This window comes from Bacillus cereus group sp. MYBK195-1 (genome assembly GCF_051916605.1).
Taxonomy (GTDB): Bacteria; Bacillota; Bacilli; order Bacillales; family Bacillaceae_G; genus Bacillus_A; species Bacillus_A cereus.
The window spans coordinates 1,115,987-1,142,034 of the sequence record NZ_JBQAGZ010000001.1; the positions used below are offsets into that span (position 1 = coordinate 1,115,987).

A 26,048-nucleotide genomic window follows, 5' to 3' on the forward strand; every position below is an offset into this window, starting at 1 on the left:
GTATAGTTACTTTTCATATAGAAGGGATGGTAAAGGAATATGCAAAATTTTGTATTTCGTAATCCAACGAAACTTATTTTCGGTAAAGGGCAATTAGAACAGTTGAAAACTGAAATTCCACAGTTCGGTAAAAAAGTTCTTCTCGTATACGGGGGAGGCAGTATTAAAAGAAACGGTATTTATGATAATGTAATTTCTATTTTAAAAGATATAAATGCAGAAGTATTTGAATTGACAGGCGTTGAACCGAATCCTCGTGTATCGACTGTAAAGAAAGGGATTCAAATTTGTAAAGAGAATGGTGTTGAATTTATTTTAGCAGTTGGCGGAGGAAGTGTAATCGACTGTACGAAGGCAATTGCTGCTGGTAGTAAGTACGATGGAGATGTATGGGATATTGTAACGAAAAAAGCTTTTGCTAGTGAGGCATTACCTTTTGGTACTGTACTTACTCTTGCAGCAACAGGATCTGAAATGAATGCAGGCTCGGTAATTACAAACTGGGAAACGAATGAAAAGTATGGATGGGGTAGCCCGGTTACTTTCCCGCAGTTTTCAATTTTAGATCCAGTTCATACTGCGTCTGTGCCGAGGGATCAAACAATTTACGGTATGGTAGATATTATGTCGCACGTATTAGAGCAATATTTCCACAACGGAACGAATACAGAACTACAAGATCGTTATTGTGAATCTGTTTTAAAAACAGTAATTGAGACAGCTCCTAAGCTTTTAAGTGATTTAGAAAATTATGAGCATAGAGAAACTATTTTATATTGTGGTACTATGGCGTTAAACGGCATTTTAGCGATGGGAGTTAAAGGAGACTGGGCAACTCATAATATTGAGCATGCAGTTTCTGCTGTTCATGATATACCGCATGGAGGCGGCTTAGCAATTCTATTCCCTAACTGGATGAAGCATGTCGTAGATGAAAATGTAAGTCGTTTTAAACAGTTTGCTATTCGCGTATTCAATGTAGAAACAGATGGAAAGACTGAGCGAGAAATTGCGTTAGAAGGAATTCAGGCGTTACGTCAATTTTGGACTTCAATTGAGGCACCAGTAACATTATCTGATTATGCTATTGGAGAAAATGAAATTGATTTAATGGCGGATAAAGCAATGGCTTATGGTGAATTTGGTAACTTTAAAAAATTAAATAAAGACGATGTTTTAAGCATATATAAATCTTCTTTATAAGTGAATCGAGTAAAGAAACCCGTTTGATATAACGATCAAATGGGTTTCTTTTTTTGTTATTTATAACTGTTTGTGATTGATTTTGGTTATTTATGAATGTTTATGGTTGATTTTTGTGATCGTTTTCATTATACTGTAATCAAAGAAGAGGTGAATAAAATGTTAACTCCTGAACGTCATCAAATGATATTGCAACTTGTAAAAGAGCAGAAGATTGTTAAATTACAACAATTGGTGGAAAGAACAGAAAGCTCTGAATCAACAATTCGTCGTGATTTAGCGCAATTGGAAAAACAAAGGTTATTAAAGAGAGTTCATGGTGGTGCCGCTGTTTTAACAGGAAAAGGGCAAGAACCAACGATGGTTGAAAAATCATCCAAAAACATTCAAATAAAACAACAAATTGCTAATTATGCGGCTAGCGTTGTTGAACAAGGTGATTGTATTTATTTAGATGCAGGAAGTACAACATTTGAAATGATTCCATTTTTAATAAATAAAGATGTGACTGTCGTTACGAATGGACTTATGCATATTGAAGCTTTAGTTGAAAATAATATTCGTGCGTATTTACTAGGTGGAATGATGAAGAGTAGGACGAAAGCTTTAATCGGTGCTATGGCACAGGAAAGTATGCAGAAGTATCGTTTTGATAAATGTTTTTTAGGTGCAAATGGTGTACATGAACAGCTTGGCTTTACAACGCCAGATCCAGAAGAAGCGCTCTTAAAACAAATGGCATTAACATTAGCAAACGAAGGATATTTCTTAATTGATGAAAGTAAGTTTTCAGAAGTTGCATTTGCGAAAATTGCAAATGTTGAAGAAGCAAATATTATTACAAACCATTTAGAAATTGATTTAGAAAAATATAAAAGACAAACCAATGTAATTGAGGCTGATAAACAATGATCTATACAGTTACTTTAAACCCATCTATTGATTATGTAGTACAAGTTAATTCCTTTGATTTAGGCGCAGTCAATCGAGCAGAGAAAGATATGAAGTTTCCTGGAGGAAAAGGGATTAATGTTTCTCGCGTTCTCCATCGTTTAGGCGTGGAAAATGTAGCACTTGGATTTACTGGTGGATTCACCGGTCAATTTATTAAAAGTGTATTACAGGAGGAAGGCGTAATGACAAACTTCATCCAAGTAGACGGAGATTCCCGAATTAATGTGAAAATAAAAGAGCAAGAAGAGACAGAATTAAATGGGCAAGGTCCTAATGTGACAAATGAGCAATTTGAACAATTAATGAAACAAATCGAAAGTATGAAGCAGGGAGATTGCGTTGTGCTAGCTGGAAGTGTACCTGCATCTATCCCAACTACCTTTTATGAATCAATCGCAGCGCTCGGAGCTGAAAAAGGTATTCGAGTAGTAGTTGATGCGAGCGGAAGTGCACTGCAGCATGTAATTAAAAATAAGCCATTTTTAATTAAGCCAAACCATCATGAACTTGGTGAGTTGTTTGGAGTGGAGCTTTCAACAGTAGAGGACGTTTTACCTTATGGGAGAAAATTAATTGAACAAGGTGTAAAACACGTTATCGTATCGATGGCTGGAGAGGGAGCTTTATTATTTACGGCAGAAGGTATATATGAAGCGACTGTTCCAAAAGGTGTTGTAATTAATTCAGTTGGGGCCGGAGATTCTCTTGTTGCAGGGTTTGTAGGCAAATATGAACAGACAAAAGATATTGAAAAGGCATTTCAATACGGCGTTGCAACAGGGAGTGCAACAGCATTTTCAGCTGATTTATGTAAGAAGGAAAAAGTAGAAGAATTATTGTCGCAAGTAATTGTAGCTAAGCGATAGGGGGAAGCAACATATGAAAATTACAGAACTATTAAAAAGGGATACAGTCATTATGGATTTGACAGCTTCAAATAAAGAAGCTGTCATAGATGAATTAGTTGAGAAATTAAATGTGGCAAATCGTTTAAATAATAAAACGGAATTTAAAGAAGCTATTTTAAAGCGGGAGTCCCAAAGTACGACTGGAATAGGGGAAGGTATTGCAATACCTCATGCGAAGACAAAGGCTGTTAAACAACCATCGATTTGTTTTGGTAGAAGTGTAAGCGGTATCAATTATGAGTCGCTCGACGGACAGCCTGCACACTTATTCTTTATGATTGCTGCAAGTGAAGGAGCGAATAATACTCATTTAGAAACGTTGTCTCGTTTATCGACATTATTAATGGATGAAGGGTTTCGCAAGCAACTATTAGAAGCGAAGGATGAAAGTGAGCTTCTTCAACTATTTGATGAAAAAGAGAATGAAAAAGAAGAAGAGATTGAAGTCGCCAAACCAGAAGGAAATGAACCGTACGTATTGGCAGTTACGGCTTGCCCAACTGGAATCGCTCACACGTATATGGCCGCAGATAGCTTGAAAGCAAAAGCAGCAGAGCTAGGAATCGCAATTAAAGTTGAAACGAACGGATCAACAGGTATAAAAAACGGTTTAACAAAAGAAGACATTGAACGAGCAACAGCTATTATCGTAGCAGCAGATAAACAAGTAGAAATGAACCGTTTTGCTGGGAAGCATGTCATTCAAGTACCAGTCGCTGATGGGATTAGAAAAACGGAAACACTTCTTAATCGAGCTGTAAAGCAAGATGCACCAATCTTTAAAGGTGTAAAAGAAGATGGAAAGGCAGAAAGTACGGAAAAAGAAAAAGGATTAGGAATTTATAAGCATTTAATGAATGGCGTAAGTAATATGCTTCCATTCGTTGTTGGCGGCGGGATTTTAATAGCGCTAGCGTTTTCGTTTGGTGGTATAAAGGCGGAAGGTCCTTTAGCTGAATTGTTCATGTCAATTGGTGGGGGAAAAACAGGTGCGTTTTTATTCCTTGTACCAATTTTAGCTGGATTTATTGCAAGTTCTATTGCTGATCGTCCTGGTTTTATGCCTGGTGTTGTAGGTGGATTTTTAGCGGCGAATGCGAATGCTGGCTTTTTAGGTGGATTAATTGCTGGTTTCTTAGCTGGATATGTTGTTTTAGGGTTGAAAAGATTATTTTCAGGACTACCAGTACAATTAGAAGGAATTAAACCTGTTTTGTTATATCCAGTCTTTGGATTATTGATTACAGGAGTTGTAATGCAAAAAGCAGTGATTCCGCCTGTAGTAGCATTAAATGAAATGTTGACAGGGTGGTTAAATGGTTTAAACGGTACGAATGCTATATTACTAGGTCTTATTTTAGGTGGTATGATGGCAATTGATATGGGTGGTCCAATTAATAAAGCGGCATTTACGTTTGGTATTGCTGCAATAGAAGCACAGAATTTTGGAGTGCACTCAGCAGTTATGGCTGGTGGTATGGTACCGCCACTTGCGATTGCATTTGCAACTACATTCTTTAAATCAAAGTTTACAGAAGCGGAACGTAAATCTGGTTTAACAAATTATATTATGGGAGCATCGTTCATTACAGAAGGTGCGATTCCGTTTGCAGCTGCAGATCCGGTTCGAGTAATCGTAAGTTGTGTTGTTGGTTCAAGTATTGCAGGTGCGTTATCTATGTTATTCCAAATTACATTACCAGCACCGCATGGTGGATTATTTGTAATAGCGTTAGTAAATAAACCGTTACTATATATTTTCTCTATATTAATTGGAACGATTGTCTCGGCTATTATGCTAGGTGTTTGGAAAAAGAAAGTTCAATAACAAATGAAAAGAGAGCAGCTTTTAGTAGCTGCTCTCTTTTTATTACAAAAAAATAGGTTAACAATTAAATATTGATGTTTTTTGGTAAAATATGTAATAAAATCTGAATTTTTTGTAACAAAAAAGTAACACTGTAATTTTTTCTGGAAAAAAGTTCTTATGCTCGTATATGAAAAATATATGAACACCATTGGAGATTGTATTAGAAATACATTTTATTAATATGGAAATTTATGTTACAACTCGTTAATCGTATATTACGAATGCTTTGTAATTGTGTGATTTCTAAAAATTCTAAAAATCTGTTGCTATAATGAAAATACAAAAACAAAGCAAATGGAGGCTATTCATGAAAAAATTATTAGGTATAGCAACAGCAGCAGTTTTTGGTCTTGGGATTTTTGTGGGTTCTGCTAAAGCGGAAACAATTGTAACAACAGACGTATTAAATGTTAGAGAAAACCCAAATGTAGAGTCAAAGCTTGTAGGTAAAGTGTTAAGTGGGAATACACTAGATGTTATAAATACAGAAAATGGATGGACAAAAATTAAGTTGAACGGCAAGGAAGCGTTTGTAAGTGCCGAGTTTACAAAGAGCACATATTATGTAACGGCGGGCGTATTAAATATTCGTGCTGGAGCGAATACTGATTCTGAAATTTTAGGTAAACTTAATAAAGATGATGTGATTGAAACGACGAATCAAGTTCAAAATGAATGGTTACAATTCGACTACAATGGAAAAGTCGGATATGTTCACGTGCCATATTTAACAGGAACGGCACCTGTAATCGAAAAGAAAGAGGTTGTAGCTCAAGAAGAAGCGCCAGCTAGAACCAATACGCCGGTTAAAAATAATACAGTAGTTAAGAATAAAGAGTCTGTTAAGAGTAACGATTCTATTAAGAATGTAGAATCAAGTAAACCTGTGGTAAAAGAAAAACCGGCTGCAAAACCAGTTGCAAAATCTACTGAAACAAGTGTGCCTACTGGTGGTCGTGAAATTACAGTAGAAGCGACGGCATATACAGCAGATCCGAGTGAGAATGGTTCGTATGGTGGTCGTGTATTAACTGCGATGGGGCATGATTTAACAGCAAATCCAAATATGAAAGTAATTGCTGTTGATCCGAAAGTAATTCCGCTTGGATCAAAAGTATGGGTAGAAGGATATGGAGAAGCGATTGCTGGAGACACTGGTGGTGCGATTAAAGGAAATCGTATTGATGTATTAGTCGGTTCAGATGGTAGTGCTAATAGCTGGGGGCGCAAATCTGTAAAAGTGAAAGTTATACAATAGGTTATCGATATTAATATAAAAAGCGGTTGCTTGAATTTATGTAAGCAGCCGCTTTTTATGGATTATTGAAATGGATAAATAGTTTTACCTGTAATAATTTTATATGCACTGCAAAATTGCGTTTGTATATATTCTGTATTTTTATTTTCTGGATGCAATGTTGTTTCATGGAGAGTAGAATGAAAAGCCCGTAGTAAACAATTTAGGGCGAAGTATAATTCCTCTTGTGAACAATTTTGTTCTTTTGTAGAAGTAGCCAAAATGAGGTCTTTTGTCAAAGATGAAAAATTGATGGTGGATTGTTTCATAGTTAACTCATCCTCTCGAAACTATTTTTATCATGTATATGCAGAATTGGACAAACTATGTTCTTTTTTCTATATAATTTCATGTACCGAAATGAAAGAACTTGCAATCATGCCGTTAAAATTGGTAAGATTGGGTATAATCAATAGATGGAGTATATTACATAAAGAGAGTTGAATGATATGGTAGAAGTGCAACGCGAAAAAGTTGCTGTCATCATTGGACCAACTGCTGTTGGAAAGACGAAGTTAAGTATCGATCTTGCCAAAGCGTTGAACGGTGAAATTATTAGTGGTGATTCCATGCAGATCTATCGAACGATGGATATTGGAACTGCAAAGGTAACAAAAGCAGAGATGGACGGAATTCCACATTATATGGTCGATATAAAAAATCCGGAAGATTCATTTTCTGTCGCGGAATTTCAAGAACGTGTTCGCAAGCATATTCGAGAAATTACAGAACGTGGTAAATTACCAATTATAGTTGGTGGGACCGGTCTTTATATACAATCTGTTTTATTCGATTATCAGTTTACAGATGATGCTGGTGATGTGATATACCGAGAGCAAATGGAAAAGTTAGCTTTAGAACGCGGTGTGGAATATGTACATAAAAAATTGCAAGAAGTAGATCCAGAAAGTGCGGAGCGTATTCATGCAAATAATGTACGACGTGTCATTCGGGCGTTAGAAATTTTCCACACAACGGGTGAAAAAATGAGTGACCAAATTGAGAAACAAGAAAAAGAGTTACTCTATGATGTTTCATTAATTGGCTTGACAATGGATCGAGAAATGCTATACGATCGCATTAACTTACGAGTGGATTTGATGATGGAACAAGGCCTATTAGAGGAAGTAGAAGGGCTGTATAATAGAGGGATACGAGATTGTCAATCTATTCAAGCGATTGGATATAAAGAAATCTATGATTATTTTGAGAATCGAGTCTCTTTAGAAGATGCGGTATCACAATTAAAGACGAATTCGCGTCGTTATGCAAAGCGTCAATTAACGTGGTTCCGTAATAAAATGGATGTCACGTGGTTTGATGTTACAAACGGTGAAAAAACGTCAGAAATTTTACGATACATAGAAGGAAAGTTACAAGTAAAGTCGAATAATAGTAAGTAGAGAAAAAGAGGAGGATTCGACATGAAGCAATCAATCAATATTCAAGATCAGTTTTTAAATCAACTCCGTAAAGAAAATACGTTTGTTACGCTGTACTTATTAAATGGTTTCCAGCTTCGTGGACTAATTAAAGGATTTGATAATTTTACAGTCCTGCTGGAAACAGAAGGTAAGCAACAGCTTATTTATAAACATGCAATTTCTACATTTGTACCACAAAAAAATGTTTCAATTGAATTAGAATAGTAATGAATTATTGTACATAACAAAAAAAGAGCGAGTTTTCTGAAGTGACCCCTAAAAGTTAGACACGGTTATTTCATTAGGCAGCTTGATAAAAGTGAGTCCGGTATTGTACCGGGCTCATTTTTAATTTTGCCTTAATCCGTTTCGTATTATAATAATCTATATATTTTTCTAATTCTATTTTAAAGTGCTCTACATTTTCAAATTCTTTTATGTAGAGGAACTCCGACTTCATAATCCCAAAGAAATTTTCTATTACTGCGTTGTCGTAACAGTTGCCTTTTCGAGACATACTCTGGACGATAGCTCTTGATTCAAGTGTCCGGACGTACTGTCCCATTTGATAATGCCATCCTTGATCCGAATGCATCAGTAGCTGGTGGGTTTCAGGTAAACGTTCCAATGCTTTCTCTAACATGTCTGAAACAAGCGAATACGTCGGTCTAGAACCAATTGTATAGGTAATAATTTCACCATTATACAAATCTAATACAGGTGATACATACAGTTTTTCTCCAAACAATTTAAACTCTGTGATGTCTGTTACTTGATTCGGTGCATCTGTATGAAAATTACGCTCCAAAATATTAGGTGCGATTCTACCGACTTTTCCTTTATAGGATTTATATTTCTTCATACGCACGACACACTTTAACCCAAGCTCTTTCATAATGCGCTGAACCTTCTTGTGGTTCACTTTCTGGCCACGATTCGTTAATTCATCACGAATGCGACGGTAACCATAACGACCTTCATTTTCCTCATAAATCGCTTTAATCTCAGCTTTCAAATCGGCATCTACATCTGGACGATTCATTTTCTTTACTAAATCATAATACGTGCTTCGAGGAATAGTAGCTAGCTCCACAAGTGCCTTCACCGAATATTTATGCCTTAATTCATAGACTACTTGCGCTTTGTCTTGTTTTGTGATTTTTCCTTGTTTTGAACTAAGGCATTTAACTTTTTTAAGTACTCATTTTCCATCTCAAGCTGTTTAATGCGTGCTTCAAGTGCTTCGACTGACCCTTCAGCTAAAGGTTGTTTTAATTGTTTATTTGAATCTTTTTTCATGGATGGACGCCCCTTTTTCTTAGATTGAAGGGCATCAATTCCTTGTGTTTCGAGCTGTTTTTTCCAAACAGAAATCGTTGAAGGGGCAGGAATATTAAAAATAGCTGCCGTCTCAAATAAGGACATACCGTTTTCAATCATAAAGTTTAGTACGTCTAGTTTAAATTGTTGTGTGTAATTTGTACATCGTTTTAGAAAAGCTTCCAGACCATTCTGTTTATATTGGTTTACCCAATTCAAAATGATTGTGTCACTTATACCGAGCGATCTACCCATTTCTCGATAACTTTCATTCCTGTTCAAATAACGTAGAACGATTTGTATTTTTTCATCAGCTGTAAATTTAGCCATAGAAAAACTGCACCTCCAATTGTTAGACTGTGTCTAACAATTGGGGTGCAGTTCATTTCTCGCTCTTTTTTTATTTGTCATAAACAATATATGATGAAATTTAAGCGATTCTAAATACAGTAAGGCGGATGTTAGTATTTCCTGTCGCAGGGATCGTAATCTCATTAAGAGTAGATTGAACAGAAATTCTTGCACCAGCTGCTAATGTTTCGATTGTAGTAAATGAAAGTGAGTCGCCTATTAAATTTGAAGAGAAATTATCAGTTGCGACTGCTCCATTAATTGAAATTCCTACTCCGAGTGGAGCGCATCCTGGTGCAGTTGTAGAAATGGATACGCTAATTACATAAATACCACCGTTAATAACAGTAACTGTATCTGTGCCGTTGAAGATAATATTGTTTACGTTAATTGCAGTACTAAAAATAAAATTATTAAATTGCAGTACTGTTTGCTGAATATTGTTTGTTACAACAATTGTTGCTATAGGGAAGCTAGGTCCAGTAGGCCCAGTAGGTCCAGTAACTCCTATGCCAGTAGCGCCGGTAGCACCCGTTGGTCCTTGAATGCCTTGAGGTCCGGTAGCGCCTGTGTTACCTTGAACACCTTGAGGTCCAGTAGCACCAGTGGCACCAGTAGCGCCAGTAGCACCTGTGTTACCTTGAGGTCCAGTAGGTCCAGGAGGCCCGCCAGAAGGTCCGGTAGGTCCGGTAACTCCTATACCAGTAGCGCCAGTGGCACCGGTAGCACCCGTGTTACCTTGAACACCTTGAGGTCCAGTGGCACCAGTAGCACCTGTGTTGCCTTGAACACCTTGAGGTCCGGTAGCGCCAGTGTTACCTTGAACACCTTGAGGTCCGGTAGCGCCAGTGTTACCTTGAGGTCCCTGAGGTCCAGTAGCGCCAGTAGCACCTGTGTTACCTTGAACACCTTGAGGTCCGGTAGCGCCAGTGTTACCTTGAGCACCTTGAGGTCCGGTAGCGCCAGTGTTACCTTGAGCACCTTGAGGTCCAGTGGCACCAGTAGCGCCAGTGGCACCGGTAGCACCCGTGTTACCTTGAACACCTTGAGGTCCAGTGGCACCAGTAGCACCCGTGTTACCTTGAACACCTTGAGGTCCAGTAGCGCCAGTAGCACCTGTGTTACCTTGAGCACCTTGAGGTCCAGTAGCGCCGGTAGCACCTGTGTTACCTTGAACACCTTGAGGTCCAGTAGCACCCGTGTTACCTTGAACACCTTGAGGTCCGGTAGCGCCAGTGTTACCTTGAGGTCCCTGAGGTCCAGTAGCGCCAGTAGCACCAGTGTTACCTTGAGCACCTTGAGGTCCAGTAGCGCCGGTAGCACCTGTGTTACCTTGAGCACCTTGAGGTCCAGTAGCGCCGGTAGCACCAGTGTTACCTTGAGCACCTTGAGGTCCAGTAGCACCAGTAGCACCAGTAGCACCTGTGTTACCTTGAACACCCTGAGGTCCAGTAGCGCCAGTGTTACCTTGAGCACCTTGAGGTCCAGTAGCACCAGTAGCACCAGTGTTACCTTGAACACCCTGAGGTCCAGTAGCGCCTGTGTTACCTTGAACACCTTGAGGTCCGGTAGCGCCAGTGTTACCTTGAGGTCCCTGAGGTCCAGTAGCGCCAGTAGCACCCGTGTTACCTTGAGCACCTTGAGGTCCAGTAGCGCCGGTAGCACCAGTGTTACCTTGAGCACCTTGAGGTCCAGTAGCGCCGGTAGCACCTGTGTTACCTTGAGCACCTTGAGGTCCAGTAGCACCAGTAGCACCAGTGTTACCTTGAACACCCTGAGGTCCAGTAGCGCCAGTGTTACCTTGAACACCTTGAGGTCCGGTAGCGCCTGTGTTACCTTGAGCACCTTGAGGTCCAGTAGCACCTGTGTTACCTTGAACACCTTGAGGCCCAGTAGCGCCAGTAGCACCCGTGTTACCTCGAGGTCCAGTGGCACCAGTAGCGCCGGTAGCACCTGTGTTACCTTGAACACCCTGAGGTCCAGTAGCGCCAGTAGCACCTGTGTTACCTTGAGCACCCTGAGGTCCAGTAGCGCCAGTAGCACCTGTGTTACCTTGAACACCTTGAGGTCCAGTAGCACCTGTGTTACCTTGAGCACCTTGAGGTCCAGTAGCGCCAGTGTTACCTTGAGGTCCCTGAGGTCCAGAAGGTCCAGGAGGCCCGCCAGAAGGTCCAGTAGGTCCGGTAACTCCTATACCAGTAGCGCCAGTGGCACCGGTAGCGCCAGTAGCACCCGTGTTACCTCGAGGTCCAGTGGCACCGGTAGCGCCGGTAGCGCCTGTGTTACCTTGAGGCCCAGTAGCGCCGGTAACACCAGTGTTACCTTGAGGCCCAGTAGCGCCGGTAGCGCCTGTGTTACCTCGAGGCCCGGTGGCACCGGTAGCGCCGGTAGCGCCTGTGTTACCTTGAGGCCCAGTAGCGCCGGTAACACCTGTGTTACCTTGAGGCCCAGTAGCGCCAGTAGCGCCCGTATTACCTCGAGGCCCAGTGGCACCGGTAGCGCCAGTAGCGCCCGTGTTACCTCGAGGCCCAGTGGCACCAGTAGCGCCAGTAGCGCCCGTGTTACCTTGAGGCCCAGTAGCGCCAGTAGCGCCCGTATTACCTCGAGGCCCAGTGGCACCGGTAGCGCCAGTAGCGCCCGTGTTACCTTGAGGCCCAGTAGCGCCAGTAGCGCCCGTATTACCTCGAGGCCCAGTAGCGCCAGTAGCGCCAGTGTTACCTCGAGGTCCAGTAGGTCCGGTAGGTCCGGTAGGTCCTTGAATGAACGAAGCAGAATTAACTAGAGCAGTTTGTAATGCTGCTATTAATTTAAGGAGCTCTTGAAGTGTGCAAGGGTCAATTCGGAATAATTTTGTAATGTATAGTAAATAGTTAATGAGATTTTGAAGCTCAATAAATACAGCGCTTGCTACAAAGGTTGGATTTCTTAATATAGTTATTAAGTTTTTAATAATAGCTAAGCCTTGTGCTTTCAGGGAGGAAGTAGCATCTAGTGAACAAATAAATTTACTTAGTAGGTTCAATGTATCGATTAGATCTTCAATATTTTGGGGAGATGGATTTGCGAAAAGTTTTGGGATTATTTTTGTTAAATCAATAATAATCGCACGAAATGTTCTAAGCTGAGCTTTAGTAATTGGGATTGATGGAGTATTTGGGATTCGTCCGGCGCTACTTGGAAAGCATGGTTTGGAGAATTTGTTTTGATTGTCGTTATAACGAGACATTAAATCTCTCCTTTCTCACGAAAATGTGAACGAAACTCATCATAGTAGATGCAGAAATTAGTTAAATGGTCATAGTAAAATCGTTTGTTTAAAGAAAAAATAGAAAAAACGCCTTACAATAAGGCGTTTTTTCTATTTTCTGCGTATTGATAATATCGCTTTAAGGAAATTTTTGATTTGAATCCAGCGAGTTTTATAATTTCTGATTCAGGAGTTTCTTTTTTTATTAAGTTTAAAATATAGGTGTTACGAAAATGTTGTCCTGAAATTCCTTTACGTAAATTGGCTCTAGCCACTTCGAGGCGAATCATTTTTTGTATAGCAATTTCCGTTAATGCCTTTGGTGCATCATTTTCATATACCCACCTGTATGTTCCACGGTTAAAATCGAATGCGACAAATAATGGATCATCACTATGGTATTTAGGACGAACTGGTTCTGGGATGCTTTTGTAATAATTATATAGTTGTTTTTTGTCTTCTTTTGCTAATGTAATTGTTCTTTCTACACCTGCGGTTGCTGGGATGGATAATGTATTAGTTTCAAAGTGAACGTGATGCATTGTTAATGCTGTAAGTTCCTGTAAGGATAAACCGTAGTCAATCAATAGATTTAAAATAGCAATATTGCGATCCATTAATAAAGGGCGCACAGGAAGTTGTTTTTCTGAAAGTCCTTCTAATGAAGTGACTATATACTTTAACCTTTTTTCTTCATCAGGTGAAATGAAATCTTCGTTACGAAGTGTACGGTCTGGTTGAATAGATATTTCCATATTCTTCAATGGATTAGGAATGTTTAGAAAATGATGCATTCTATTTAGTACAATAAATACACGATGCATCGTTTTTTCTGAGTAATGTCGATTCGTTTTTAAATCGGAAAAGTAATCTTCGTAGTCTTTTGTACAAAGTGTAGCCCATATATTACTGGAAGGGAGCTTTTTGTTTTTTTCTAACCAATGTCCGAAGTCTTCAATGTCATAAACATAACGTTTAATAGTTGAGGGTTTTCGGCCTTTATTCAATAAAAAAATAGAAAAGGCTTGTATTGTATCATGGAATTCCGTTGTCTCCATAGTCCCACCACCTTAATTATTTCTTATATTATAGCAAACTTTTCTGAAAATAGGCATTTACAAGGGGGACAGGAATAATAATATTTGGTGAGTGGATAAAATGAGGTGATTGTATGGAACAATCGATGCGAAAGAAAAACAACAATCAAATTAATATTGTGTTAAACCATCGAAAGAAAATTTCTTTGCCAGCCGCAGAAAATAAAACGGTAATTTCAAATGAAACTGCAATTAAACATGAAATGCTGCAGAGAATTGAAGAAGAGATGGGGAAGCTTGTTGGGATGGAGGATATAAAAAAGATAATAAAAGAAATATATGCTTGGATTTATGTGAATAAAAAAAGACAAGAAAAGGGATTGAAGTCAGAGAAGCAAGTACTTCATATGCTGTTTAAAGGGAATCCAGGTACAGGGAAGACAACTGTTGCTAGAATGATAGGAAAATTGCTGTTTGAGATGAATATTCTATCGAAAGGCCACTTGGTTGAAGCTGAACGTGCTGATCTTGTAGGAGAGTACATCGGCCATACAGCCCAAAAAACAAGAGATTTAATAAAAAAAGCAATGGGAGGTATTTTGTTTATTGATGAGGCGTATTCTTTAGCTCGAGGAGGAGAGAAGGACTTTGGAAAAGAAGCAATTGATACGCTTGTAAAACATATGGAAGATAAACAACATGGTTTTGTATTGATTTTAGCTGGATATTCAAGAGAGATGAATCACTTTCTTTCATTAAATCCAGGGCTTCAATCTCGTTTTCCATTTATTATTGAGTTTGCGGATTACTCGGTAAATCAGCTATTGGAAATTGGGAAGAGAATGTATGAAGATCGTGAATATCAGTTATCAAAAGAAGCTGAATGGAAATTTAGGGATCATTTACATGCGGTGAAGTATTCGTCGCAAATTACATCGTTTAGTAATGGGCGATATGTACGGAATATTGTTGAAAAATCAATTCGTACACAGGCGATGCGGTTGTTGCAAGAAGATGCGTATGATAAAAATGATTTAATTGGAATATCGAGTATGGATTTGATGCTCGAAGAGGAGACGCACAGTACATAAACTGTGCGTCGATTTTTGTGTATAAGTTCGTTTACTCTTTTTTTGCTTTTTCTTGGTGTGTTTTATGGAAGTGTTCCATTTTAGCGCTCTTTTCGTGTGCTGAATTAGGATCGTGTCCAAATTGATTTACTGAGCTTTTTTGAGCTCCTTTATTAACGTGGTTTGTCATTTGTATTCACCTCACTTTAAAAATTAGTATAAACATTATATAAAGAAAAAATCGTTAGAAAAGAAAAACCTCTTTACGATATGTAAAGAGGTTAGATTGCTATTTATGCATTGAACGTTCTTTCGTTTCGATACGTCTGTGCGGTAAATGCCATTTGTAATGAATAGAAACCATGCGGAAGCAAACAATTAAAATGAATAGAATGTAAAGAGCCCAATCGCTAACAATAATTTGAGCTCCAATTAAGAAACCTGCTAAAATTGTCCAAAAGGCATATACTTCAGCTCGAAGAACGAGAGGTTTTCTGCGGGCTAAAAGATCGCGAATGATACCGCCGCCGATACCAGTTAAAACAGCTGCTACAATTGTGGCGCTAATTGGTAAATTTAATTTTTGGGCATATAATGCTCCTTGTACAGCAAATGCTGATAAACCGATAGCGTCAGTGATATTTTCCCACTTTTTCCAATGTCTAATTAACTTATTTGGAAAAAGAAAAATAATAGTCATTGATAAAAGTGCGATTTGGAATAACATGTCTTGTTGCCAAAACGCGACAATCGGATAACCGATTAATAAATTACGAAGGGCACCTCCCCCAAATGCGGTTGCCATTCCTAAAATATACACCCCGAAAATATCATAATCCTCTTCCATTGCAACAATGGCTCCGCTTAGTGCGAAAGCAATTGTGCCTATGATGCTAAAAATCTCCCATGCCATGAATTTTCTCCCCCGCTAACTAGATGAAATGTGCTTCCTCTGCTATTATATTAGAAGGTTTAAATTTCGAAAAGGATGAGTGAACATATTTGATGGAAGAAAAAGAAAAAGTCATATTAGTAGGCTGTCAATTGCCACAAGATGATGATGAAAAATTTATGCATTCCATGAAAGAGCTTGCATCACTAGCGAAGACTGCACGAGCAGAATTGTTAGTGTCAACAACGCAAAAACGACCAAAGTTTCATCCGGCAACTTACATAGGTAAAGGGAAATTAGAAGAGCTTACAATGTTAACTGAAGAATTAGAGCCGGATGTTATTGTATTTAATAATGAATTAACGCCGAGTCAAATTCGGAATTTATCCTCAGTATTAGATGCGAGAGTAATTGATCGAACGCAACTAATACTGGATATTTTTGCGCAACGTGCGAAGTCGAGGGAAGGTAAGCTTCAAGTAGAATTAGCTCAGTTGCAATATACAATGCCGCGTCTTATGGGGCAAGGATTGTCCTTATCGCGTCTTGGTGGTGGTATTGGAACGAGAGGACCGGGTGAGACGAAATTAGAGACGGATCGTCGTCATATTCGATCCCGTATTGATGAAATAAAGAAACAACTTGCAGTTGTTGTGGAACATCGAAAAAGATATCGTGAGAGAAGAAAAGATAATAAAGTATTTCAAGTTTCGTTAATAGGGTATACAAATGCAGGGAAATCGACACTGTTTAATAGATTAACGGAAGCTGATACGTTTGAAGAAAACCTTCTGTTTGCAACATTAGACCCAACGACGAGGAAGATGCCGTTACCTTCTGGTTATACAGTATTACTAACTGATACTGTTGGTTTTATACAAGATTTACCCACTTCATTAATCGCTGCTTTTCGTTCAACGCTGGAAGAAGCGGGGGAAGCAGATGTCATTTTACATGTAGTTGATTCCGCGGATCCTAACTACATAGGGCATGAAAAAACAGTAAAACAATTATTATCAGAACTTGAAATTAACCATATTCCTATTATTACGTTATATAATAAAAAAGATGAATTACATCAAAACTTTATTCCGTTTCCGAAAAGTGATTTCTTAATGACTAGTGCTTTTGAAGAAAATGATTTATTGCGTATAAAAGAAGCGATAGAAACGAAGATGAAGAAAGAAATGGATTGTTATCGAGTGGAAATCCCTCCGAGTGAAGGTAAGTTGTTAACGCTTTTAAAGACGGAAACTCTATTAGCAAAGATGGAGTTTCTAGAAGATAAATTTGTATATGATTGTGCAGGGTATATTTTTACTCATTCATCGCTTAATGTGCAATTAAAGAGATTTTTAGTGGAAGAAGGAGACAATAAAAATGTTTGATCGTTTGAAAAATGGAGAAAAAATTGCTCCAATCGTAAAAGAAGTAGAGAGTCAGATTACAGAAGTACATAAACGTGCGGATGAAGTAATTGAAAGCAATCAGTTTCGTGTATTAGAAAGTTTTCGTAAACATAAAATTAGTGACTCGCATTTTATCCCGACAACAGGTTATGGTTATGATGATATTGGCCGTGATACGTTAGAAAAAGTGTATGCTGATGTATTTGGGGCGGAAGCTGGACTTGTTCGTCCGCAAATTATTTCAGGTACTCACGCTATCTCTACAGCTTTATTTGGTATTTTACGCCCGGGAGATGAGTTATTGTATATCACTGGGAAACCGTATGATACGTTAGAGGAAATTGTTGGTGTACGTGGGAAAGGTGTAGGTTCATTTAAAGAATATAATATCGGTTACAATGCAGTTCCGCTAACTGAAGCTGGGCTTGTTGATTTTGAGGCTGTTGCAGCAGCGATTCATAATAATACGAAAATGATCGGTATTCAGCGCTCGAAAGGTTATGCTACTCGTCCGTCGTTTACTATTTCTCAAATTAAAGAGATGATCGCGTTTGTTAAAGAAATTAAACCTGATGTTGTTGTGTTTGTAGATAACTGTTATGGCGAGTTTATTGAAGAGCAAGAGCCATGTCATGTTGGTGCAGATTTAATGGCGGGTTCGCTTATTAAAAACCCGGGCGGCGGAATTGTTAAAACTGGTGGTTATATTGTCGGGAAAGAACAGTATGTTGAAGCGTGTGCATATCGTTTAACATCTCCGGGAATTGGCGCTGAAGCTGGAGCGTCTTTATACAGTCTGCAAGAAATGTATCAAGGGTTCTTCTTAGCGCCACATGTTGCAGGACAAGCGCTGAAAGGTGCAATTTTTACAGCTGCGTTTTTAGAAAAGTTAGGAATGAACACGTCACCAGCGTGGAATGCACCAAGAACAGACTTAATTCAATCTGTTCAATTTGATGATAAAGACCGTATGATTGCCTTCTGCCAAGCGATTCAATATGCATCTCCAATTAATTCGCATTTTACTCCGTATGCAAACTATATGCCAGGTTATGAAGATGATGTAATTATGGCTGCGGGAACATTTATTCAAGGTGCAAGTATTGAATTGTCTGCTGATGGTCCAATTAGACCGCCATATGTTGCGTATGTGCAAGGTGGCTTAACGTATTCGCATGTTAAAATTGCGATTTGTTCTGCGATTGACGAATTGATTGAAAAGAATTTATTAACAATTTCTTAAAGGGAAGCTGTCGATTTCGGCAGCTTTTTTCGTATAAAAGTAATGATTTATGCGATTAGAAAAAAGAATGAAAAAATTCATAAAAAAATTTATAAAAAATCATGTAAGAAAAGCTAACATCTATTGACACTAAACATAACATAGTATAAAATGAGAAGCAGTTAAGGCGAAGGAGGAACTGAAAAATGAAAGAAGATAGACGTTCTGCCCCGCTGTTTCCTATTGGTATTGTTATGGATTTAACACAATTGTCTGCACGTCAAATTCGCTACTATGAAGAGCATAATCTTGTTTCTCCAACCCGTACAAAGGGGAATCGTAGATTATTTTCATTTAACGATGTAGATAAGTTGTTAGAAATTAAAGATTTGTTAGATCAAGGCTTGAATATGGCTGGTATTAAACAAGTGTTACTAATGAAAGAAAATCAAACAGAAGCAGTGAAAGTAAAAGAAGAAACGAAAGAAATTTCAAAAACTGAGCTTCGCAAAATACTTCGAGACGAACTACAACATACAGGTAGATTCAATCGAACTTCATTGCGACAAGGTGACATTTCAAGATTTTTTCACTAAAGATAACTGATTCTGAAGGCGATTAGAGGGACTAAGGAGGAATTTATAATGTCTAGATACACAAAAGAAGATATTTTCCGTTTGGCGAAAGAAGAGAATGTAAAGTATATCCGTTTACAATTTACGGACCTTTTAGGGGTAATTAAAAACGTAGAGATTCCAGTGAGACAATTAACGAAAGCTCTTGATAACAAAATGATGTTTGATGGATCTTCGATTGAAGGTTTCGTACGTATTGAAGAATCTGATATGTATTTATATCCTGATTTAGACACTTGGGTAATTTTCCCTTGGACAGCTGAAAAAGGTAAAGTAGCTCGACTAATCTGTGATATTTACAATGCAGATGGCACTCCATTTGATGGAGACCCACGTAACAACTTAAAACGTGTGTTAAAAGAAATGGAAGCTTTAGGATTTTCAGACTTCAATCTTGGACCAGAGCCAGAATTCTTCCTATTTAAGGTTGATGAAAAAGGAAATCCAACATTAGAACTAAACGATAACGGTGGATACTTCGACCTTGCGCCGATGGATCTAGGGGAAAACTGTCGTCGTGATATCGTTCTTGAACTTGAAGAAATGGGATTTGAAATTGAAGCATCTCACCATGAGGTTGCTCCAGGGCAGCACGAAATTGACTTTAAATATGCAAATGCAATTCGCTCATGTGATGACATTCAAACATTCAAACTTGTTGTAAAAACAATTGCTCGTAAACATGGTTTACACGCAACGTTTATGCCAAAACCACTATACGGTGTGAACGGTTCAGGTATGCACTGTAACTTATCATTATTTAAAAATGGTGAGAACGTATTCTTTGATGCAAACGGTGACTTACAATTAAGTGATGATGCTCGTCACTTCATCGCAGGTATTTTAAAACATGCACCAGCATTTACAGCGATAGCAAACCCAACTGTAAACTCATACAAACGTCTAGTACCTGGATATGAAGCGCCTTGTTACGTAGCATGGTCTGCACAAAACCGTAGCCCGTTAGTACGTATCCCTGCATCTCGTGGTATTAGTACACGCGTAGAAGTACGTAGTGTTGACCCAGCTGCAAACCCATATTTAGTAATGGCTACATTATTAGCTGCAGGTCTTGATGGAATTAAAAACAAATTAACTCCACCAGCAGCAGTAGATCGTAACATCTATGTAATGACAAAAGAAGAGCGCGAAGAAGCAGGTATCGTTGACTTGCCAGCGACATTAGCGCAAGCATTAGTTACATTACAATCTAATGAAGTAGTATGCGGCGCACTAGGAGAACACTTACTTGAGCACTTCATCGAAGCGAAAGAGATTGAGTGGGATATCTTTAGAACACAAGTTCACCAATGGGAACGCGATCAATATATGTCTCTATACTAAGAGGCTTGAACCCTTGATACAACTCGTATCAAGGGTTTTTTAATTCCCTATTATTACAATTTTATGTGGTTGCAAAATGAAAAACAGCCACATAAAAGCTAATAATTAATAACAAGTAGTGAAATCATAGAAAAACATTATCAGATAAACGTAAGTTTTATATAATTTGTGAAATAAAAAAGCCTTGATACTACGGTATCAGGGCTTTTTTAAGTGAACTTATTGGATATATTAACTACTAGATAATGGATTATTTTTGGTTTCTTGAATCCTGTTACTAAGAAAATCTTTTCAAAAGAATTGATCTTATCTTTTTTAATCACTTGTGCTATAAACTTAATAATTCTTTACTGTCTTGTACAACGCGACCGATGATTTTTACGTCCTCATCTGCAAGGCTATAAGTTTGTGGCTTGTGAATCAGATCATTACTCAATGATATTAACGTAATGATGCTTAGTTATAACACAGTCTTATTCAGGGATTCGTCAGTTTCATTTTCTAGATTTAGGGAATAAATATAGCTTAGTACCTTGCAATAAATAATACTAAGTGGTATATTATGGATAAATTAGGTACCGTGTATTGAACAGTACTGAGATAGGGAAGGAGGATGGCACTTGAACGTTCAGTTTAAAAAAGGTGTGCTTGAACTTTGTGTATTAGCACTTGTAAAACGTAAAGATAGTTACGGTTATGAACTTGTTCAGCAAATTTCTAATAAATTTTTAATATCGGAAGGGTCAGTATACCCTTTATTACGTCGTTTGACGAAAGAAGGGTATTTTCAAACGTATTTAAAGGAATCTACGGAAGGGCCACCTCGTAAATATTATCAATTAACAGAGCAAGGGGAGACGCAATTTCATTTGTTAGTAACAGAATGGTGTGATTTTGCGAAAGGGGTACAAGAAATTATTGAAGGGGTGGAATGGGATGAGTAAAGAAGGGTTTCTTAAAGAATTATCAAGTTATCTTAGAAAGTTACCAGAGGAAGAGAGGCAAGATATTTTATTGGATTATGAAGAGCACTTTCAGTTTGGACTAGAAGAGGGGAAAACTGAATCAGAAATAATACAAGGCCTTGGTTCTCCGAAAGTAATAGCGAAAGAATTACTTGCGATGTATCGCTTCGATGAAATGAAAAAAAATCCATCGACTTCAAATGTGACAAGAGCTGTTATGGCAGCGATTGGACTTAGTTTGTTTAATTTTATTATTGTGTTAGGACCGTTAGTCGCAATTATTGCTTTTATATTTTCTTTTTGGATCGGTGGTATTGCTAGTGTAGTAACACCATTTTTCGTTATTGGAAAAGTATTTATGGGTACTTTTATATGGTTGGATCTTTTCGTTAGTATAACGTTTGTTGGAGTAGGTTTATTGTTATGTATTATCGCTTTTTATAGTACAAAGTGGTTTAAGAGATTGTGTGTACGATATGTAATATGGAACTTCAAAATGATAAAAGGAGAGTAAATGATGAAAAAACTATTTTTAATCGCTATTGCTTGTATCATTATTGGAGTAATAGGAATTTCCCAAACATATGAAAAAGCAGTACAAACTGTTAAAAAAGGCGATAAAGAAAATGTAATTAAAAACGAAACATTAAAAAATATAGAAGTTAAGTTAGATGCCGGGGATATTATTGTCCAAAAATCTCCTGACTCTTCTTTTTATATCAAGCAATCAGGAGATGTACGTAAACAAGAGATTCGTATCGCAGAAGATGGTGACACATTAAAAGTTATTGGGGAAAGAGAAAAAGGTGCTTCATTTGATTTTTCTTTTTACGATTTTAGGTTTCAAACGTCTAAATTGACTCTCCTTGTGCCCGAACGCTCTTACCAAGATGTAAAAGTAAATTCATCTGCTGGACAAATCGAAATGAGTGATGTGAAAAGTGATAGCGTAAGTGTTAGAACACTTGCTGGAGAAGTAGAGTTGAAACAAATAACGGCTAAGAATGTGGAGGGATCGACAAAAGCTGGTGAGGTGAATTTTAAGAAGGTATTAGGGAAAGTGACCGCAAAAACAACAAGTGGGGAAATAAATATTCAAGATCATGATTCTAAGTATAATCTAGAAGCAAGTTCAACTGCGGGAGATATAGATATTACTTTATCGGAAAAACCACAAGATGCGGTAATTACTGGGCAAAGTGCTGCCGGAGATGTAACAATTTTTAATGAAGAAAATAAAAACGTAACAATTGGAAATGGTAGTAAAAAGATTAGTGGTAAAACGGCTGCTGGAGATGTGACGATTAAAACTCGTTAATAAGAAATAGAATGCATGGAAATCTATCAAAATACAAAAAAGAAGATAATTACCGTATATAAATAAGGTAATTATCTTCTTTTTATTATTTTTAATGTAAATCACGATATACGCCAATTACTTTCCCGATAACTGACACTTGTTTTAAAATGATAGGTTCTAATGAAGAATTTTCTGGTTGTAGACGGAAATGGTCTTTTTCTTTATAGAAACGTTTAACAGTTGCTTCATTATCTTCTGTTAAAGCGACTACAATTTCACCATTATATGCAGACTGTTGTTGGCGAACAACAACTAAATCTCCATCGAAAATACCAGCTTCAATCATACTATCTCCAGAAATACGTAACATGAACACTTGGTCTGCTCCAGCGACAATACTAGCTGGAAGTGGGAAATGTTCCTCTACGCTTTCAACCGCTGTAATTGGTAAACCAGCAGTAACTTTTCCGACAATTGGAACTTGAATAACAGATTGTGTTTCCGTATCCATTCGGTCTTCACCTAAAATTTCAATGGCACGTGGTTTTGTTGGATCGCGTCGAATGTATCCTTTTTCTTCTAATCGTGATAAATGTCCGTGCACTGTAGAACTAGAAGCGAGGCCGACTGCTTGACCAATTTCACGTACGGAAGGTGGATATCCTTTTTCTTGTACTTTTAGCTTAATAAAGTCGAGAATGTCTTGCTGGCGTTTCGTTAACTTTTCCATGTTTTCTAACACCTCGTTTTCTTTCATTTTTCTTATTAATAAGTATAACATGTGAAAAAACATTCTACAAACATAAGTTCGAACAAATGGCGGATTTATGTTACACTATAGGGAAATAATAGGGAGAAAGAGGGGTTCAAAATGAATGCAATTATTTATGCACGTGTGAGTACAACGAAAGAAGCGCAAGAAACATCATTATTACGTCAAAAAGATGAATTATTGCATTTAGCTGAGCGCTATCAAATGAATGTTACTAAGGTGATTGAAGAGCAGGCTAGTGGATATACAATTGAACGTGACGGTATATTAGAGGTGTTGGATACAATTCGAGACGAACAAATCGATGTGTTACTTATACAAGATGAAACGCGCCTTGGTAGAGGAAATGCGAAGATCGCATTAATGCATTGTTTACATAAAGAAGGCATAAAAGTATATACGCATACACATAATGGTGAATTACAACTGTCGGATTCTGATTCGATGGTATTAGATATTATTGGTATTGTTGAAGAATATCAAAGAAAGATTCATAATTTGAAAATTAAACGAGGTATGCAACGTGCAGTAGAAAAAGGTTATCGTCCAGAAAATAATTTAAAAAATCGTCATTTAAGTGTAGGAAGAGAGAAAAAAGAAGTGCCAATTGAGGAAATTGTACGTTTACGAAAAAGTGAACTCACGTTTGAAGAAATTGCAGCAACATTACGTGGATTTGGTCATGATGTTTCAAAGGCGACTGTACATCGTAGATATGTAGAGTATACGAAGCAATTGCTTGATAAAGAAGAGTAACTATTGTATGATAATAATCAGTTTTGATTAGAAGGGGGATTCGAGATGATTAATCACGAACTCGTTGAACGCATTAACTTCTTAGCGAAAAAAGCAAAAGCTGAAGGTTTAACTGAAGAAGAGCAACGTGAGCGTCAATCGCTACGTGAACAATATTTAAAAGGATTTCGTCAAAATATGTTAAACGAACTTAAAGGTATTAAAGTTGTTAACGAAGAAGGTACAGATGTTACACCGACGAAATTAAAAGCTTTAAAAAAGCAAGATAATGCAAAATTAAATTAAAAGATGGGCTTCGCCCATCTTTTTTATTTGTAAAAAATCTTCATTTAATAACTTTCCAGTTGTTATTAACTGTTGCTTCTATCGTTTTATGTTCCAATATATAATTAGCGATAAGTTCAGACATATCTGTGGGGATATCTTTTACTACCGGTTTGTTTTGAAACATAAAGAAATTTCCCCCGCCACTTGCACGATAATTATTCATTACAACGTCATATTCTTCATTCATATTAAGAGGAACACTGTTATGCTGTAAAGATTCTACTCTTTCACCAATTGGTTTTGAAATGTTTAATACGTATGAAATCCCTTCCCACATATCATAATTATAATGTTGTGGCTTTGGTTCTATGTAGGTAGGACTTACGGTGATGGATCCATCTGTTTTTAATGTGAAATAAGAAGCAGAGAGTTCAAGAGCATTTTTTATATCCGCTCCAGTTATTCTAATTACTTTTAATGTGTTTGGATAAATATAATTAGAAACGATGTCACGCATTGTTACATGTTCCGGGAAACCTGGAGATGTATTATGGAACAAACTTGTACAAGAAATTGATACATTAGCTATATCCATCTGTATTTTATTTATGAATTCGATAAAAGGATGATCATGCAAACGAGTTTGCATAGCATCTGAAATTTGCATGCCCCCTTGAATGATTCCAATAGGTTGATCAAGCCACTTTTGTGTTTTCTCTTCGTAATCGGCTACCAATGAAAGTACATCTTGGTCCGCCTCAACTCCTTGTACAGATAATAATTCAGAAGAACTCTCTTTTTTCACCCATTTATGTTTTGTTTTTTCGAATGTTATTTTTACTTTTCCAACTGAGTGTCCATTGCATCCAGTCTGTAAAATTGTTACACCGTTAGCCATTGTGTGAGAAATTTCTCGGTGTTGATGACCTGTTAGTAAAAGATCTATACCTTCAATTTCATGGCACATTGCATATCCTTGGTTTTCTCCTGTTAACACTTCAGTCGGTACCCCGGTTTGTAAATCTCGTTCAACTCCCCCGTGATACGCTACGACTAGTAAATCTGGTTTCTCATGTTTGCGAATGTAAGAAACCCATTCTTTTGTAGTCTTTAATGCATCTTTAAATAGTAAATCTTTAATGTGATGGGGTTGTTCCCAATTGGGAATGTAATGCGTTGTCACCCCTAAAATAGCAATTTTTATATTTGATTCAATATGTTTTATTACATATGGTTTCCCGAAATAAGGTTTTTTACTGTTTTTATCTAAAATGTTTGCTGATAGGTACGGGAAGTTCGCAGTAGTCACAGCATTATTTAATATATCCATCCCGTAATTAAATTCATGATTGCCGATAATTGCAGCGTCATACTGTAAGTAATTCGCTAATAAGGACATTGGGTTTTTTTTGTTTTTTTCGTATGTAACATAATGATAAGTAAATGGTGTGCCTTGAATAAAGTCGCCATTATCAATTAAAAGAACGTTTGTATTTTGGGAACGTTCTTTTTTTATAAGAGTAGAAATTTTAGCTAAACCAAGTTCTGCTGGGGAGTTATCTTGGTAGTGAATAGGATAAACAGTGCCATGTATATCGCTTGTTAATAAGATGTTTAAAGTTACAGTTTGATTTTGTTCCAATATGACTCACCTTTTCTATTGTTATCTTCCAATTCATCATATCAAATATGTGAAGTGAATTTTGATGTGAATGTATAGAATGTGTAAAGATTCTGTAAATAACCAATTGTGTATCAAAATATGTGATATATTTCTTCATGTTTATGAAAGGTTATTTTATAAC

25 protein-coding genes are annotated in these 26,048 nt (G+C 37.5%); 17 read left to right on the forward strand and 8 right to left on the reverse strand.

The window, feature by feature from the left end; genetic code table 11:
* Positions 1-39 precede the first annotated feature (39 nt).
* From ACTFRY_RS05985 to entD, 5 genes are all read left to right on the forward strand, one after another.
* Positions 40-1,203, forward strand: a complete 1,164-nt coding sequence (locus ACTFRY_RS05985) for an iron-containing alcohol dehydrogenase (RefSeq protein WP_016118497.1) — start codon at positions 40-42, stop codon at positions 1,201-1,203.
* Positions 1,204-1,362: 159 nt separating this feature from the next.
* Complete coding sequence (locus tag ACTFRY_RS05990; protein ID WP_000957264.1) at positions 1,363-2,115, forward strand: DeoR/GlpR family DNA-binding transcription regulator; 753 nt, start codon at positions 1,363-1,365, stop codon at positions 2,113-2,115.
* Positions 2,112-3,023 carry a 1-phosphofructokinase gene (gene pfkB, locus ACTFRY_RS05995; protein WP_098616352.1) on the forward strand — a complete coding sequence of 304 codons (912 nt, stop codon included), beginning with the start codon at positions 2,112-2,114 and terminating at the stop codon, positions 3,021-3,023. Before ACTFRY_RS05990 ends, pfkB begins: the two co-directional genes overlap by 4 nt.
* Before the next feature lie 13 nt (positions 3,024-3,036).
* Complete coding sequence (locus ACTFRY_RS06000) at positions 3,037-4,893, forward strand: PTS fructose transporter subunit IIABC (protein ID WP_098616353.1); 1,857 nt, start codon at positions 3,037-3,039, stop codon at positions 4,891-4,893.
* 349 nt (positions 4,894-5,242) lie between these two features.
* Complete coding sequence (gene entD / locus ACTFRY_RS06005; RefSeq protein WP_086392618.1) at positions 5,243-6,193, forward strand: cell wall-binding protein EntD; 951 nt, start codon at positions 5,243-5,245, stop codon at positions 6,191-6,193.
* A 62-nt stretch (positions 6,194-6,255) separates the two neighbouring features.
* On the opposite strand, the gene ACTFRY_RS06010 is transcribed toward entD, so the two are convergent.
* Positions 6,256-6,501: a hypothetical protein gene (locus ACTFRY_RS06010; protein WP_000814429.1), complete on the reverse strand. Its 246-nt coding sequence runs from the start codon at positions 6,499-6,501 to the stop codon at positions 6,256-6,258.
* 180 nt (positions 6,502-6,681) lie between these two features.
* Here ACTFRY_RS06010 and miaA point away from each other — a divergent pair, with 180 nt between their 5' ends.
* Both miaA and hfq read left to right on the forward strand, forming a co-directional pair.
* A complete protein-coding gene (miaA, locus tag ACTFRY_RS06015; RefSeq protein ID WP_098616355.1) occupies positions 6,682-7,635 on the forward strand; it encodes a tRNA (adenosine(37)-N6)-dimethylallyltransferase MiaA in 954 nt (317 codons plus the stop codon).
* Positions 7,636-7,656: 21 nt separating this feature from the next.
* Complete coding sequence (hfq, locus tag ACTFRY_RS06020) at positions 7,657-7,881, forward strand: RNA chaperone Hfq (protein ID WP_000813896.1); 225 nt, start codon at positions 7,657-7,659, stop codon at positions 7,879-7,881.
* Positions 7,882-7,957: 76 nt separating this feature from the next.
* On the opposite strand, the gene ACTFRY_RS06025 is transcribed toward hfq, so the two are convergent.
* From ACTFRY_RS06025 to ACTFRY_RS06035, 3 genes are all read right to left on the reverse strand, one after another.
* A protein-coding gene (locus ACTFRY_RS06025; RefSeq protein ID WP_098616356.1) for an IS3 family transposase occupies positions 7,958-9,306 on the reverse strand; the annotation gives its coding sequence in 2 pieces (ribosomal slippage) (positions 7,958-8,853 and positions 8,853-9,306; 1,350 coding nt in all).
* 100 nt (positions 9,307-9,406) lie between these two features.
* Positions 9,407-12,553 (reverse strand): Gly-Xaa-Xaa repeat protein, encoded by a 3,147-nt coding sequence (locus tag ACTFRY_RS06030; RefSeq protein WP_440032205.1) that lies wholly within the window; start codon positions 12,551-12,553, stop codon positions 9,407-9,409.
* Positions 12,554-12,666: 113 nt separating this feature from the next.
* Positions 12,667-13,632: a tyrosine-type recombinase/integrase gene (locus tag ACTFRY_RS06035; RefSeq protein WP_000450319.1), complete on the reverse strand. Its 966-nt coding sequence runs from the start codon at positions 13,630-13,632 to the stop codon at positions 12,667-12,669.
* A 113-nt stretch (positions 13,633-13,745) separates the two neighbouring features.
* Between ACTFRY_RS06035 and spoVK the strand changes: the two genes are divergently transcribed.
* Positions 13,746-14,702 (forward strand): stage V sporulation protein K, encoded by a 957-nt coding sequence (gene spoVK / locus ACTFRY_RS06040; RefSeq protein ID WP_000438175.1) that lies wholly within the window; start codon positions 13,746-13,748, stop codon positions 14,700-14,702.
* Between the two features lie 31 nt (positions 14,703-14,733).
* Here the strand turns inward: spoVK and ACTFRY_RS06045 are convergent, their stop codons facing one another.
* Positions 14,734-14,871, reverse strand: coding sequence for a hypothetical protein (locus ACTFRY_RS06045; protein ID WP_000181501.1), 138 nt, complete (start codon positions 14,869-14,871; stop codon positions 14,734-14,736).
* A 99-nt stretch (positions 14,872-14,970) separates the two neighbouring features.
* Entirely contained in the window at positions 14,971-15,594 is a 624-nt protein-coding gene (locus tag ACTFRY_RS06050; RefSeq protein WP_000312267.1) for a trimeric intracellular cation channel family protein, read from the reverse strand.
* Between the two features lie 92 nt (positions 15,595-15,686).
* Between ACTFRY_RS06050 and hflX the strand changes: the two genes are divergently transcribed.
* The 7 genes from hflX (at position 15,687) to ACTFRY_RS06085 (ending at position 22,466) form a co-directional block, all read left to right on the forward strand.
* Complete coding sequence (gene hflX / locus ACTFRY_RS06055; RefSeq protein ID WP_016118491.1) at positions 15,687-16,961, forward strand: GTPase HflX; 1,275 nt, start codon at positions 15,687-15,689, stop codon at positions 16,959-16,961.
* Positions 16,954-18,225: a methionine gamma-lyase family protein gene (locus tag ACTFRY_RS06060; RefSeq protein WP_000460290.1), complete on the forward strand. Its 1,272-nt coding sequence runs from the start codon at positions 16,954-16,956 to the stop codon at positions 18,223-18,225. The genes hflX and ACTFRY_RS06060 overlap by 8 nt, the downstream gene beginning before the upstream one ends.
* A 185-nt stretch (positions 18,226-18,410) precedes the next feature.
* Complete coding sequence (glnR, locus tag ACTFRY_RS06065; RefSeq protein ID WP_000656783.1) at positions 18,411-18,800, forward strand: transcriptional repressor GlnR; 390 nt, start codon at positions 18,411-18,413, stop codon at positions 18,798-18,800.
* Positions 18,801-18,848: 48 nt separating this feature from the next.
* On the forward strand, positions 18,849-20,183 hold the full coding sequence (glnA, locus tag ACTFRY_RS06070; protein ID WP_000092763.1) for a type I glutamate--ammonia ligase: 1,335 nt from the start codon (positions 18,849-18,851) through the stop codon (positions 20,181-20,183).
* 620 nt (positions 20,184-20,803) lie between these two features.
* Complete coding sequence (locus ACTFRY_RS06075; RefSeq protein ID WP_001102627.1) at positions 20,804-21,127, forward strand: PadR family transcriptional regulator; 324 nt, start codon at positions 20,804-20,806, stop codon at positions 21,125-21,127.
* Positions 21,120-21,662, forward strand: coding sequence for a DUF1700 domain-containing protein (locus ACTFRY_RS06080; protein WP_000031383.1), 543 nt, complete (start codon positions 21,120-21,122; stop codon positions 21,660-21,662). Before ACTFRY_RS06075 ends, ACTFRY_RS06080 begins: the two co-directional genes overlap by 8 nt.
* Entirely contained in the window at positions 21,663-22,466 is an 804-nt protein-coding gene (locus ACTFRY_RS06085) for a DUF4097 family beta strand repeat-containing protein (RefSeq protein ID WP_098617175.1), read from the forward strand.
* 91 nt (positions 22,467-22,557) lie between these two features.
* On the opposite strand, the gene lexA is transcribed toward ACTFRY_RS06085, so the two are convergent.
* Complete coding sequence (lexA, locus tag ACTFRY_RS06090) at positions 22,558-23,178, reverse strand: transcriptional repressor LexA (RefSeq protein ID WP_000413738.1); 621 nt, start codon at positions 23,176-23,178, stop codon at positions 22,558-22,560.
* A 141-nt stretch (positions 23,179-23,319) separates the two neighbouring features.
* Here lexA and ACTFRY_RS06095 point away from each other — a divergent pair, with 141 nt between their 5' ends.
* Together ACTFRY_RS06095 and ACTFRY_RS06100 are read left to right on the forward strand one after the other, a co-directional pair.
* Positions 23,320-23,976, forward strand: coding sequence for a YneB family resolvase-like protein (locus ACTFRY_RS06095; protein ID WP_000991470.1), 657 nt, complete (start codon positions 23,320-23,322; stop codon positions 23,974-23,976).
* A gap of 45 nt (positions 23,977-24,021) precedes the next feature.
* Positions 24,022-24,261 carry a DUF896 domain-containing protein gene (locus ACTFRY_RS06100; RefSeq protein WP_000607015.1) on the forward strand — a complete coding sequence of 80 codons (240 nt, stop codon included), beginning with the start codon at positions 24,022-24,024 and terminating at the stop codon, positions 24,259-24,261.
* A gap of 40 nt (positions 24,262-24,301) precedes the next feature.
* On the opposite strand, the gene ACTFRY_RS06105 is transcribed toward ACTFRY_RS06100, so the two are convergent.
* Positions 24,302-25,885 carry a bifunctional metallophosphatase/5'-nucleotidase gene (locus ACTFRY_RS06105; RefSeq protein ID WP_098617174.1) on the reverse strand — a complete coding sequence of 528 codons (1,584 nt, stop codon included), beginning with the start codon at positions 25,883-25,885 and terminating at the stop codon, positions 24,302-24,304.
* Positions 25,886-26,048 lie beyond the last annotated feature (163 nt).

What these genes read in the sequence shown, in the direction of transcription:
- ACTFRY_RS06100 (WP_000607015.1), top strand. Translation starts at nt 24,022, where the DNA reads ATGATTAATCACGAACTCGTTGAACGCATTAACTTCTTAGCGAAAAAA.
- ACTFRY_RS06050 (WP_000312267.1), bottom strand. Translation starts at nt 15,594, where the DNA reads ATGGCATGGGAGATTTTTAGCATCATAGGCACAATTGCTTTCGCACTA.
- entD (WP_086392618.1), top strand. Translation starts at nt 5,243, where the DNA reads ATGAAAAAATTATTAGGTATAGCAACAGCAGCAGTTTTTGGTCTTGGG.
- ACTFRY_RS06035 (WP_000450319.1), bottom strand. Translation starts at nt 13,632, where the DNA reads ATGGAGACAACGGAATTCCATGATACAATACAAGCCTTTTCTATTTTT.
- ACTFRY_RS06010 (WP_000814429.1), bottom strand. Translation starts at nt 6,501, where the DNA reads ATGAAACAATCCACCATCAATTTTTCATCTTTGACAAAAGACCTCATT.
- glnA (WP_000092763.1), top strand. Translation starts at nt 18,849, where the DNA reads ATGTCTAGATACACAAAAGAAGATATTTTCCGTTTGGCGAAAGAAGAG.
- ACTFRY_RS06045 (WP_000181501.1), bottom strand. Translation starts at nt 14,871, where the DNA reads ATGACAAACCACGTTAATAAAGGAGCTCAAAAAAGCTCAGTAAATCAA.
- ACTFRY_RS06085 (WP_098617175.1), top strand. Translation starts at nt 21,663, where the DNA reads ATGATGAAAAAACTATTTTTAATCGCTATTGCTTGTATCATTATTGGA.
- ACTFRY_RS06095 (WP_000991470.1), top strand. Translation starts at nt 23,320, where the DNA reads ATGAATGCAATTATTTATGCACGTGTGAGTACAACGAAAGAAGCGCAA.
- spoVK (WP_000438175.1), top strand. Translation starts at nt 13,746, where the DNA reads ATGGAACAATCGATGCGAAAGAAAAACAACAATCAAATTAATATTGTG.
- miaA (WP_098616355.1), top strand. Translation starts at nt 6,682, where the DNA reads ATGGTAGAAGTGCAACGCGAAAAAGTTGCTGTCATCATTGGACCAACT.
- ACTFRY_RS05990 (WP_000957264.1), top strand. Translation starts at nt 1,363, where the DNA reads ATGTTAACTCCTGAACGTCATCAAATGATATTGCAACTTGTAAAAGAG.
- pfkB (WP_098616352.1), top strand. Translation starts at nt 2,112, where the DNA reads ATGATCTATACAGTTACTTTAAACCCATCTATTGATTATGTAGTACAA.
- ACTFRY_RS05985 (WP_016118497.1), top strand. Translation starts at nt 40, where the DNA reads ATGCAAAATTTTGTATTTCGTAATCCAACGAAACTTATTTTCGGTAAA.
- glnR (WP_000656783.1), top strand. Translation starts at nt 18,411, where the DNA reads ATGAAAGAAGATAGACGTTCTGCCCCGCTGTTTCCTATTGGTATTGTT.
- ACTFRY_RS06080 (WP_000031383.1), top strand. Translation starts at nt 21,120, where the DNA reads ATGAGTAAAGAAGGGTTTCTTAAAGAATTATCAAGTTATCTTAGAAAG.
- hflX (WP_016118491.1), top strand. Translation starts at nt 15,687, where the DNA reads ATGGAAGAAAAAGAAAAAGTCATATTAGTAGGCTGTCAATTGCCACAA.
- ACTFRY_RS06030 (WP_440032205.1), bottom strand. Translation starts at nt 12,553, where the DNA reads ATGTCTCGTTATAACGACAATCAAAACAAATTCTCCAAACCATGCTTT.
- hfq (WP_000813896.1), top strand. Translation starts at nt 7,657, where the DNA reads ATGAAGCAATCAATCAATATTCAAGATCAGTTTTTAAATCAACTCCGT.
- lexA (WP_000413738.1), bottom strand. Translation starts at nt 23,178, where the DNA reads ATGGAAAAGTTAACGAAACGCCAGCAAGACATTCTCGACTTTATTAAG.
- ACTFRY_RS06060 (WP_000460290.1), top strand. Translation starts at nt 16,954, where the DNA reads ATGTTTGATCGTTTGAAAAATGGAGAAAAAATTGCTCCAATCGTAAAA.
- ACTFRY_RS06000 (WP_098616353.1), top strand. Translation starts at nt 3,037, where the DNA reads ATGAAAATTACAGAACTATTAAAAAGGGATACAGTCATTATGGATTTG.